This window comes from Streptomyces sp. NPDC059248 (assembly GCF_042753905.1).
In the GTDB taxonomy this organism is placed as follows: domain Bacteria; phylum Actinomycetota; class Actinomycetes; order Streptomycetales; family Streptomycetaceae; genus Streptomyces.
In genome coordinates, this window is record NZ_JBHYZV010000012.1 from 114,907 (window position 1) to 125,839 (window position 10,933).

Annotated in this window: 7 protein-coding genes and 2 pseudogenes; 3 read left to right on the plus strand and 6 right to left on the minus strand. The window is 67.7% G+C overall.

What is annotated here, in order from left to right; all coding sequences use genetic code 11:
- Positions 1 to 168: 168 nt before the first annotated feature.
- Positions 169 to 2,305 (minus strand): annotated as a pseudogene (locus ACFXG1_RS07715) (tetratricopeptide repeat protein).
- A gap of 363 nt (positions 2,306 to 2,668) precedes the next feature.
- Between ACFXG1_RS07715 and ACFXG1_RS07720 the strand changes: the two are divergent.
- Positions 2,669 to 2,938 (plus strand): hypothetical protein, encoded by a 270-nt coding sequence (locus tag ACFXG1_RS07720; protein WP_384710295.1) that lies wholly within the window; start codon positions 2,669 to 2,671, stop codon positions 2,936 to 2,938.
- A complete protein-coding gene (locus tag ACFXG1_RS07725) occupies positions 2,931 to 3,554 on the plus strand; it encodes a DUF6879 family protein (RefSeq protein ID WP_384710278.1) in 624 nt (207 codons plus the stop codon). The genes ACFXG1_RS07720 and ACFXG1_RS07725 overlap by 8 nt, the downstream gene beginning before the upstream one ends.
- Positions 3,555 to 3,568: 14 nt before the next feature.
- Here ACFXG1_RS07725 and ACFXG1_RS07730 read toward each other — a convergent pair whose 3' ends face one another.
- The 3 genes from ACFXG1_RS07730 to ACFXG1_RS07740 all read right to left on the minus strand — a co-directional run bounded on the left by ACFXG1_RS07730 (position 3,569) and on the right by ACFXG1_RS07740 (position 5,575).
- Entirely contained in the window at positions 3,569 to 4,420 is an 852-nt protein-coding gene (locus ACFXG1_RS07730) for a hypothetical protein (RefSeq protein ID WP_384710281.1), read from the minus strand.
- 124 nt (positions 4,421 to 4,544) lie between these two features.
- Positions 4,545 to 4,748 (minus strand): DUF397 domain-containing protein, encoded by a 204-nt coding sequence (locus tag ACFXG1_RS07735; protein ID WP_384710284.1) that lies wholly within the window; start codon positions 4,746 to 4,748, stop codon positions 4,545 to 4,547.
- Positions 4,745 to 5,575: a helix-turn-helix domain-containing protein gene (locus ACFXG1_RS07740; protein WP_384710287.1), complete on the minus strand. Its 831-nt coding sequence runs from the start codon at positions 5,573 to 5,575 to the stop codon at positions 4,745 to 4,747. Before ACFXG1_RS07740 ends, ACFXG1_RS07735 begins: the two co-directional genes overlap by 4 nt.
- Positions 5,576 to 5,756: 181 nt before the next feature.
- Between ACFXG1_RS07740 and ACFXG1_RS07745 the strand changes: the two genes are divergently transcribed.
- On the plus strand, positions 5,757 to 6,218 hold the full coding sequence (locus ACFXG1_RS07745; RefSeq protein ID WP_384710290.1) for an ATP-binding protein: 462 nt from the start codon (positions 5,757 to 5,759) through the stop codon (positions 6,216 to 6,218).
- A gap of 3 nt (positions 6,219 to 6,221) precedes the next feature.
- On the opposite strand, the gene pglX is transcribed toward ACFXG1_RS07745, so the two are convergent.
- Both pglX and ACFXG1_RS07755 read right to left on the minus strand, forming a co-directional pair.
- Entirely contained in the window at positions 6,222 to 9,830 is a 3,609-nt protein-coding gene (gene pglX, locus ACFXG1_RS07750) for a BREX-2 system adenine-specific DNA-methyltransferase PglX (protein WP_384710292.1), read from the minus strand.
- Positions 9,827 to 10,933: pseudogene (locus ACFXG1_RS07755) on the minus strand (BREX system serine/threonine kinase PglW); the annotation flags it as partial. The pseudogene ACFXG1_RS07755 and the gene pglX, both read right to left, overlap by 4 nt.

A 10,933-nucleotide genomic window follows, 5' to 3' on the forward strand; every position in this document is an offset into this window, starting at 1 on the left:
CTCGGTGGCGCGCGGGGTCCGCCGCCGGGGTCCGAGGACGGTCCGGCTCGTCCTGCACGTCACCCGTACGGCCTGCGCAAAGCACCCTACATCCGTACCCTTGTCGGCCACCTGACGTAAACCCTCACGCACCGTCCGTGCGCGATCGTCCTCGTTCTGTCGCAGGCCCTACGGCCGCCGTCGCCCTGTTCGGTAGGCGTCCAGCAACCGTCGGCTCGCGACGGTGAAGGGGTGCTCGCGGCCCAGGCCGCGTTCCCGCCGCTCGACGACGTCGGTCATCAGCGCGATCCCTTCGTCGGTGTGTCCGAGCGCGGCCCGGGTACGGGAGAGGAGCTGCCGGGCGGCGAGCACAAGGGGGTAGTCGGGCCCCCAGCGCCGTGCGTACGCCTCGGTGACCTGCCGGATCTCGCGGTCGGCCTCGTCGAAGCGGCTCAGGAGGTACAGCGCCCAGGCGTGGTTGTGCCGGGCGCCCAGAGTCACCGTGTGGTCGGGGCCGAGGGACCGCTCGCATTCTTCCGGCAGCGTGAGCAGGGCGCCGTCTTCCTCGGTGACCACGTCAGTGGCGGGCAGCATCTCCAGCAGGCCGGCGCGGGCCCGCAGGGTGAGCGGATGGGAGGGGCCGAGCGCCGAGCGCCGCCGGGCGACGGTGTCGCGGAGCAGCGCGATGGATTCCTCCCGTTTCCCGAGGTTGGCCAGCACGAGCTGGAGCCCGTAGCCGCTGTCCGCGGTATCGGGGTCGTCGGCGCCGAGCAGGCGCCGCTGCGCGTCCAGGACGGCGCGGAGTTCCGCCTCGGCCTCGGCGTATCTGCCCAGCCGGAACAGTGCCCGCCCGGCCCTGGAGCGTGCGGCGAGGACCGTATGGTGGTCCGCGCCGAGATGCCGCTGCCCGAGGTCCGCCGCGGTACGGGCGGTCTCCCGGGCGGAGAGGTAGTCACCGGTCCGGTGCAGGGCAACCGCCAGCCGGGTCGCGACGGCCAGGGCCTCGGCGGCGGACGGCTCGGCGATGTGCCTCAACAGGGTGAGCGTGTGCGGTACCAGCAGGCGCAGCCGCGGATCGTACGGCCCCGCGTCGGGTACGGCGGGCACGACCGCGTCGAGCAGCAGTACGGCGGTCGTATCGAGCGCGGACACCAGGTGGGCGGGGGTGGCCGCCGAAACGCTGTCGAGCAGGATCCCGTGGCTCTGCACGCAGCGCGTGCCGGCGGTGTCGACCAGCTCGGACAGCGACTGGTCGAGCAGGGCTCTGAGGGCCGTCTCGGTCCGGGCCCGGGGCAGCACGGCCCCGATGCCGGTGTGGTCGAGCAGCGTCAGCGGCAGCGGTTCCGCGGCGAACCGGGCCAGCAGCCGCAGCAGGGCCGCCGCTTCGGGCAGCCCGCGCGCCTCGAACGCGTCAAGGGTGAGCTGCCAGGTCAGGCCGACGAGCTGACGGGGATCCGCTTCGGACATCGCGTCGGCTCCCCGGTCGATCAGCCGGACCCGTTCGTCGCCGTCGAGCTGGTCCCCGTACTCGTCCATCGTCCAGGGGGCGATGACCTGGTGGGAGAGGAAGCCGCCCGCCAGGGTGAGCGCGAGGGGCAGCCGTCCGAGCCGGTCCGCGACCCGTGCCGCCTGCTCCGTCGTCCCGCTGTGCGGTGCGAGGTCGCGCAGCACGAGTGCGGCGTCCTCACGGGGCAGTACGCCGATGTGCTGCAGCTCGGCCCCGGGCCACCATCGGGCCGCCGCCCGCCGTGTGGTCACCAGGACGGTGCCGCGCGGGCTGGTGCGCAGCCAGTCGCCGTCCCGCAGGATCTCCGGTTCGTCGGTGTTGTCGAGGACCAGGAGCCAGGGTTCGGCGGAACGGTCGAGGTATTTCCAGACGAGATCGGCGGCGGGTCTGAGGCCGTTGCGCGCGGCGAGCAGTTCGCCGTCGCCCGCTCCCCGGTCGGCGGCGACGGCGAGCATGCCGGCGCGCAGGCTCGCACGGTCGGCGGCGTTGACCCACAGGCCCACACGGCCCTGTTCCGCGGTGATCTCCTCGAACAGGGCACAGGCGACCGCCGTCTTGCCCGAGCCGCCCATCCCGTGCAGCACGTAGACCTGGGCCGCCGCGCTCCGGACCGACGCTCTTCCGCAGGCGCCGCATCACCTCGCCGCGGTCGCGCAGCGCGACGGGGCCACGGCCGACCGCAGGGCGTCGGACCGAGTCCGGTCCGATGTATTCCGTGCCGTCTCCGCCGTAGTGGTGGTGCTCGGTGATGTGCTGGGCGCCCCGCGACTGGTAGACCCGCCCGTGGCCCTCGGCGCGGCCGTCCGTGCCGCCCGTCATCGCTCGGTGATGTGCTGGTCGCGCCCCGCTGGGCAGACCCCGCCCCGACCGGATGCGGTGGCGTGCCGGGTGACCCGCCGGGCGGCCGCGCCATCGGCGTCGAGTCGGTCCGGCAGTACGGGCACTTCCACGTCCACAGCCGCCCCTCCGTTCACCCGGATGTCGGACAGCGGACCTGAAGGGTGTCTCTCACGAGACATCGGAGCAATCTTCATCGCGGCCCCTATGATTCCCTCCCCGGGCACCGGGGGACAAGGAGGAGTCAGTCCTGGCCAATGTCTTGCACGCCGGGTCTGATCCTGGTCCGGGCGTCCCGGTACGGACTAGAGTGACGGGTTGCGACCGATCCAGGAGGCGATGGAAATGTCCCGGCCATGGGAAGCGGATCCGGCCACGTCTTTCAAGCGGAGGCTGGGAAAATCACCCCAGGAACTCGGCAACACCACCGGAACTCCCGACTGCCCTGACATTTGGGAGCTCGCCAACGGCGATATCGCCGTCATCGGCCGGGACCTCACCGGGTCGCTCGGCGAGAACCTGCCGGCCGGGGTCTCGATCGGAACGGACGAACGCCTCGTGGTCATCCCCAGGAACATGCTGATCGCGGCCAAGCCGGACATCCCCAGTGTTTGACTCCTTCCCGAGCGGCGCCTCGGACCGCCTGGACCGCCCCACGTACCACGCCGACTTGGGCCGGATCTACTCCAGCGGGGTCGGCTTCCTGAACAAGCTCGAACGCGGCCAGCATTTCCAGGAGCGCTCCTTCCCGAGCTGGGAGGCCTTCGCCGCCGGCGACTGGGAGGGAGCCCTGGCCCTGGCCGACGAGAGGCGCGAGGACTACGCGCGGGAAATCCAACGGGCTTCGCAAGCGGGTGTCAGGCACCGCCGTCTTCGCGTCGTGGAGTTCCCGGTGACGCCGTATGTGCAATGGGAATTCCACGTCCTGCGTGCGCGGGTGGAGATGGGTGACGACATCAAGGTGCTCGACGCCCGCGACATCGCGCATATCGAGCGGATTCGACCGGTTCCGGAAGTCGTCATTCTCGACGATGTGGTGATGTACGAGGTCGTCTATGAGGACGACGGAAACGCGGACGGGGCCAATCGCTACACCGACAGCTCACTGATCCGGGAAACCAACACCGGGTTCGACGCGCTGTATGAGCGTGGCGAGGGATTCCTCGACTTCTTCGACCGCGAGATCGCCTCCCTGGCCCCGCCTCGGGTGACCGGCGCCCCCAGGGGCTGACGCGGTTCGCGGCGTCAGGACCGAGACTCTTCCGCCTCGGCGGGAGTGGCGTCCGGGCCCCGCTGTTCCGCGGCGGCCTGGGCGAAGGGCCCGTGGTCTTCGCTGTCGGCGGCCCGGTGCGACGGTTCCGCCAGCGGCAGGTCGGCGAGGTGCTTCTGGAGTCTCTTGGCCATCGGACGGTAGGTCGCGAAAGTGAGCCCGCCGGAGACAGCGGCACCGACGAGAGGGATGGCCTTCGAGACGCTCTTCGCGAACGACTGCTTCGTCATCTCGACGCCCAGATAGCCGGCGACCTTCTTCACGATGGGATAGACGACGCCCTGAGTGAGTGCCTTCTGAGGCAGCTTCTTGGCGACCTGCTCCGACATCAAGCCCGCGACCTTCCCCACGGCGGCGTTCGCCGACTGGGTACCGAACATCACGCCGACGAACAGCGTGAGCACCCCCATGGTCGCGTCGTCGACTTCGTCACCCTCGTCCGAGAACAGATCGGGCCAACTGTAGAGGTAGGCGAGTTTCTGTGCGATACGCAGCATATGGCCGAAGTACTGGGCGATATCTGCGGGCACGGTGGCGGGGAGGGCGAGGACACCGGGTATCCCGGCAGCGGCGGAGAGAGCCGTGACCTTGGCGGTCTCGTAGCGGATGGAGTCCTGGGCCACCTTGTCGAGAATCTCGACGGGGATGCCCGCCGCGGCGGGGGACTCCTCTATCGCCTTGCGGATCTGCTCCTCGGAGCAGCGACGAGCCAGGGCACTTCGGAGGTACGCCTCCCGGCTGATCCGCACCCCCGGAAGCCTGGCCGCGCCCACCAGGACCGCGGAGAAGCGCGATTCGGGGTTCTCGATCCCTTTACCCTGTTTCATGGCAGGAACCTACAGTAGTTCCATGCTCCACGTGCCCTGCCGGATCACCTCTGTTGGGGCCCGGCAGGGCCTTCGGCAGGCCCTCGCCCACCGGAAGGCCCTGGTGTCAGTGGCGCCCCTTGGGTCAGAGCGCCGCGAACCCGACGAACGCGGTCCATGCCGTGGGTCGCACGGTCAGGGCGGGGCGGGATATGTCCTTGGAGTCGCGGACGTGAACCGTGCCGGGGGTGGCGGCGACCTCGACGCACTCGCCGCCGTCACCAGCGCTGTAGCTGCTCTTGAACCAAGACAGTCCGTCCAGGTGGAGCCTGACCATTGCCGCGCTCATCTCTCTCCCAACAGCTTCTCGATCAACGAACGTGATTCTGCCGGAGTGTGGGCCTGTGCGCGCAGGGACCCGTACGTACGTTCAAGCTCTCGGACCCTCTGACGATCTGTGTGGACCCGGCTGTCGCCTTGCACCTCCGCGTAGGCGATCCTGCGCCCATCCTTCATCTCCATCAAGGTGAACGGACCAGCCAGGCCGGAATGTTCCTGGCGCGACAAGGGCATCACCTGGATCTCCACGTTCCGTTTCTCCTCGATGAGCAGGAGCTGCTCCAACTGCCCTCGTCGTACCGTCTGACCACCGAGCGGACGCAGAAGAACTGCTTCCTCGATCACAAAGCTCAGGTGGGGAGCGGGTCGCCGATCGAAGATCTCCTGCCGCGCCAGCCGGGCGGCCAACCGTTGCTCGATGACCTCTTCGTCCAACTGCGGTCGCCACATGGCGAATACCGCCCGCGCGTACTCCTCGGACTGCAAGAGCCCCGGCACAGCCTGAGTAGCGTATACGTGCAAAACAACCGCCTCGGCCTCCAACTTGGCCGCGTCCCGGAAGAACGCCGGGTATTGAGCGCGAGCCATCTCCTCCTTGCTCGCGCTCAGTACCCCGCCCGCTCCCAGCGCCTCATCGGCGCGGTCGATGAACTTCGGTGGCGGAATACGTCTGCCCTGCTCGAACGATGCGATCGTCGAGGTCGAGTACCCGGTCAGCGACCCGAGCCTCGCGCGATCCATTCCGGCCTGCTCCCGGAAGAGCTTCAACTGTCGCCCGAACAGGCAGAGCATGCCCGTCCCGAACTCGTACTCCGGCTGCTGAACCTCGTCGTCCACGCCGCAGCTCCTCACATACGACCATCAGTCACCGGTAACCAGTCACCGGTTCGCCAACGTACGGCACGAAAACCGGTCACGCCCCACACCAGGTACAAGCGCATCGCCCACGCGTACAGCCCGCACCCGTCAGCATGTCGCTCCTGGGCAACGCTACGCATAAGCCGCGACCGTTGACCGCATGAAGTCAGCAACTCCCCCGAACGGGCATACGCCCCAGCGCCTCGCAGCCCAAAGCGAGTTCGCCATGTGCTTCACCTCGACGCCGCGCGGCGCCCGACTCGCCCGCAGACTCGTCTCGCACCGGCTGAACGACTGGGGCCACCCCTACACAGCCCCGGCCAACGAGACTCTCACCCTCATCGCGGCGGAACTCACCGCGAATGCCGTATGCCATGGCCGCGTCCCGGGCCGGGATTTCCGCGTCCAACTCACCCTGACCGAGGGCACCTTCCGTATCGAGGTGGCCGACGCCCACACCGAGAAACAGCCCCCGGCCACTCCCCCGGCCACCGACTCCACATCCGAGTCCGGTCGCGGCCTCCACCTCGTCGCCGCCCTCGCGGACGCCTGGGGCGTCACCCCTCGCCCGGGCGCCCCCGGCAAAACGGTGTGGGCGGAGCTGCGCCTACCGAGTCGTTGACGGCTACTTCTTGACGGCGGCGCGACGGCCTCGGGTCGCGGCCGGGGGACACCAGTTACGAAGGTCGTCGTCGGTGAGTCCGTGCTCGCCCTGCTTCTGCTGGCGATATCCGGCGAAGAAGTCCGCCGGGGAGCCGCTGTAGAGCATGTCGAACTCGTTGTGCCACTGGGACAGCCACGGCTGGAGTTCCAGCAGGCCGGCGAGGAACGGCGTGATCTCCTCGGTGGAAAGCGCGGTGTTGGTGAAGTACGTGGCAAGCGCCTGCGCCTGCTCCCGGTGGTCCCAGCCGGCCCAGCCGTACAGCTCGGGCGTGGCGGCGTTGGTCTGCCCGTACGAGACGAACCGCTCCTTGGGCACGTCGAGCTTGCCGCGCGCCTTCCAGTAGGAGGTGCGGAGGAAGTCGGCGGAGGTGTACTTCGGCGGTACGGGAATGGAGTCCCGGATCTTCCGCTTGGCGGGCTCGTCCGGGGCCGCGTCCTCCTCGCGCTGGAGGTCCCACACCTCTTCCCAGTCGGCCCGCTTCTTCAGTCCGGCGGGCTTGTAGCGCAGGGCGGAGAGGAACGGCACGTGCTCCTCGGTGATCAGCTCGGCGACGACCTTCGAGAGTTCCTTGCGGGGCGCGTAGAGCTTGGCGACGGAGACGAAGTCCTCGTCCCGGGAGAGCGCGTCGGTGAGCCGGGCGAGAGTGAGGATGGCGGGCTGCCCGTTCTCGTCGAACCAATACTCCCGGTTCTCCATCCGGTCGAGCAGCCAGGAGCGCAAGGCCTTCTCCTGGAGAGCGTCCCACCCTTCGGTGGCCCAGCGGCGCTTGTACTCGGGGCGCTCAATCATGCCGATGGCACGATTCGACTCGATGGCGTCGATACGCTTCTGCACGATCTCGCGGTAGGGGGCAGGCCAGTGGGCCGGAATCTCCGTGATGGGCGTGGAGTTGTGCCGCTTGAACCACTCGCCGCTGGCTTCGCCTGCGGCTACGCGGCGAGCGAGGACAATCTCGAAGGCGCGCTCGCCAAGGGCAAGTTCGGGGATGTTGGGGTCGTCGGGGTCCTCGGAGACGCGGAGGTCTTCGGGGTGGAGGTTGTAGAGGAAGTAGACCTGCCAGTCCAGTTCTTCCTGGAGGGTGATCATGCGGGCGCGGGTTGACTCCCAGCGGACCTTGGCCTCACGAAGAACTGCAATGGTGAGAGTGGACTCAGCCGCGAGGGCGCTGGGGATAGCAGCCATTAGCTCTCGCGCGAGAACGTCGAGTTTCGAAGTAAGGAGGAGCGGATATGCCGACGGTAGCGGGAACTGCTGGAATCGAGCACCAGTGAACTCGTAGAATTGCTCCCAAGACTCACTCTTGATCCCAGACTGGTGCCCCTCAGTCCCCTTGCTGTGACTGACCATCTTGAGCCAGAACCCGCCAGTAGAGCTATTGAGCGGCCCCAATAGCTCCAGGTAATCCTCAACGCTCGCCTGTTCTTGCAACTTGATCACAGGCGCAGATTGCTTGAATACTCTCCTATCCCTATCCAGGAGAAAGTGGTTGTGTGTTGCCACGATCGCTGCTGAAATTGAAAGCGGAATACGATGACGACCCGCGAAAAACATTGAGTACTCAAACCAGGTGAGCCCCCGCGCTAGTTGCGTCTTCCCAAAGGCAACGCGCCGACCCAACTGGGTCCGATAAGGCCACAGGAAATACTCGACTGCCTGGTTTGCTTCAGCCGTAAATCCGCGCTCAGAATAGGGCCAGATGGAAGGGACGGGATTCCAGGCCGAGTAGTCGCGGATATCATTGCCAGCCACAATAGGCCGACTGTAGCGCTCGGGGATTCCGTGACGCCTTAGTGCGCCCGCACCGATCTCATAGGCTTCGTGCTCACGCGGGACCGCTCCCGTACCAATGTCCTCAATGACTTCGCGCAGACGCCTAGGAGTTGCGGATTCGATTTCCTCCACCATCTCTAGGCCATTTGCGGCGAGCATCCACGGCTGCTTGCTAAAGTATCGAGTCCGCTCTAGATCATCAACAGAAACCCATGCGCTCACCGTTCCAGGAGCGTCTACCTGCTGAACAATTGCGTTCCAGACCAAACCGTTTTCGGCGCTACTAGGAGCGGCCGGTTCTCCTTGGACACTACGAACGGTACGAATTGCGCTTGAGCGACACCCCCCTGACCTACGGGTTCCGATAAGGATTACAGTGGGTGTGCCGTGCCCTGGAATATACGCACCTGAAGTATCAATTACTTCACTAAGTTCCACCTTGCTAGCGAGATAACTCTCGATTAGCTTTGCACCAAATTCTCGCTTCATGAAAGAGTTGGATGTGATTTGACCGACCCGGCCAAAGCCCAACCCATCCATGCCTCCTTGCCTTGCCAACTCAAAGAACCGCTGAATAAACGGGACGGAGAGCGGATAAGGACCTGCACACGCATCGTACAGGTCGCGATAGAGTTGATTCAGCTTTTTGTCCTTGACTGTGATGTAGGGGGGATTCCCCACCACCACGTGATACCGCCCCGGCTGCAAGATCCCCGGATGCTCGTACACATCCTCCGTGGCGTACGCGAACGAGGCCAGCGGGTCACCAGACTCCTCATCCTCACCCAGCGTTAGCTCAAGCTGTCGGGCCTTGATCAGCGAGTCCCCCGCCGCCAGGTGAATCGGCCACTCATACTTCGCAGCCTCCCCCAGCGTCCTTACCCCACTCGCCGCCATCGCCGCCACCAGCAACCGGAACCGCGCGATAGCCACCGCGAACGGGTTGATGTCCACCCCGTGCACCGAGTCCAGCGCCGCCCGGACCCGCTCGTGCACATCACGGCCCGGCCGGCCCTCGGCCCACAGCCGCACCAAGCGCCGGAACGCCCCCAGCACGAAGTGCCCCGACCCGCATGTCGGGTCGATCATCTTCAGTTCCTCGTAGCCGAACTCCCGCACCGCCGGGTTCATCGTCCGGTCGAGGATGAACTCCTCCACGAACTCCGGGGTCTGGAGCAGTGCGTACGTCTTCCGCGCGGCCTCGCTCAAGTCCTGATACAGGTCGCCCAGGAACCGCGTGTCCCAGCCCTCCGTACCGTCCTCGTTCAGCGGGTCGGTGAAGTCGTGGACGAGGACACCGCCCTCGTCCCTGCCCCGCCAGAACTCGACCAGCTCCCGCGCGCCGTCGTGCGACAGCGGGACCTGGTACAGCGGGTTGTGCCGCTGGTCGAAGAGCAGGCGTCCCGCCTGCCCCCGGCCCAGCTCCTCGAACGCCTTCTCCAGCCAACCCCGGTACGTCGGGTTGTCGTCCGACTCCACATACGCGTCGTACCGGGACTCCGCCAGCTCCCGGCGGTCGCCGTCCGGGCCCGTCAGGTACGGCTCCGGGATGAGCCGGTTGTCCTCGCAGAACCGTACGAAGACACTCCCCAGCACCCATGCCACCGCGACCTGTGTGACCCGCTCGTCCAGCCACGAGTTCCATGTCGCCGCCGTACGCCCCAGCTTCCGCGCCCGGTCGTACTCGGCCCTCAGGCGGGCGCCAATGTCCTCCAGCGCCCTCACCTGGCGCCCGAGGTCGGTCTCGACCGCCTTGACCTGCTTCTTCAGGTCGTCCAACAGAGCCTTGCGGTCGATCACTTCGCGTCTCCCTCGACAGCGGCGCTTGCCACAACGTCACCGGAACCCCGATGGGCGTTGCCCACCCAGGTGTCCGGAAGCTGAATCCACTCCCCCAGGCCGGCCTGGTACGGCACGGCCACCTGCCCCAGCCGGGGCTCGCGCGACGGGTCGCTCTGCGGGACCAGGAGCCACAGGCCCCGCCCGCCCTGGCGGGCCGCCGACGCCAGCCGGTCCAGGACGCCCATCGCGTCGTACCGCGCGAACACCCCGGCCTCCGTCAGCAGCACGGGACCGGCCCCGTCACCGCCGCCGCGCAGCAGCTCCGTGATCCGGGGCTCCACCGCGCCCCACGCCGTCCGCGCGTACTCCGCGAAACGCACCGCCCCCTTCGAGCCCGGCTCGGCGGCGTCCGCCCTGAGCAGGGTCTCCCAAGTGGGCTTGGTGCCCGGCGTGATCTGGGCGCGCAGGGCCTCAAGGAACAGCTCGGTCACCGATACCGCGGCCGTGCCCAGTCGCCCGGCGTCCAGTTCCCGTAGCGCGTCCCGGACCCGCTGCTGGCGTACGGTCAGCACTCGGAACCCGTCCCGGCGGGCCGAAGCGAGCAGCCGTTCCTCCGCCCGTATCGCGCCCGCGAGCTGCGGGTCGTCGGTGTACCGCGTCACCGCGCCGGTACGTGTGGACTGCCGCCAGGCACCCGTCGTGAGATAGCTCGACGCGTCGTCCACCCGCGTCGGCAGGTAGCGGAGCACGCCCTCGCGTTCGTGCGTGCTGAGCGACAGTTCGAAGCCGGCGTCGCGCAATGCCTTGGTGAGCGGGCCGCCGGTCGGCAGTTCGTGGTGCGTGCCGCCACGCCCGTCGGGGACGACCATCTCCGGGAAGCGGGCACGGACCCGTTCGTGTACGGCCTCGCCGGTCAGGCCCGGCTGCTGCCCCTCCGGCATTCCGGGGACCCAGCGGACGAGCCCGGCCTGGGTGAGGCGGAGCGCCCTGACCAGCGACAGGTCACGCGGGTAGATCTCCAGGCGCGGTGTGGCGGCGGCGTTCACGGACGCCGCCGCCGCCAGCTCCACCATGCGCCGCTCGTCCCAGTCCACCGCGCCCGGCGGCACCGTGAGCGCGCC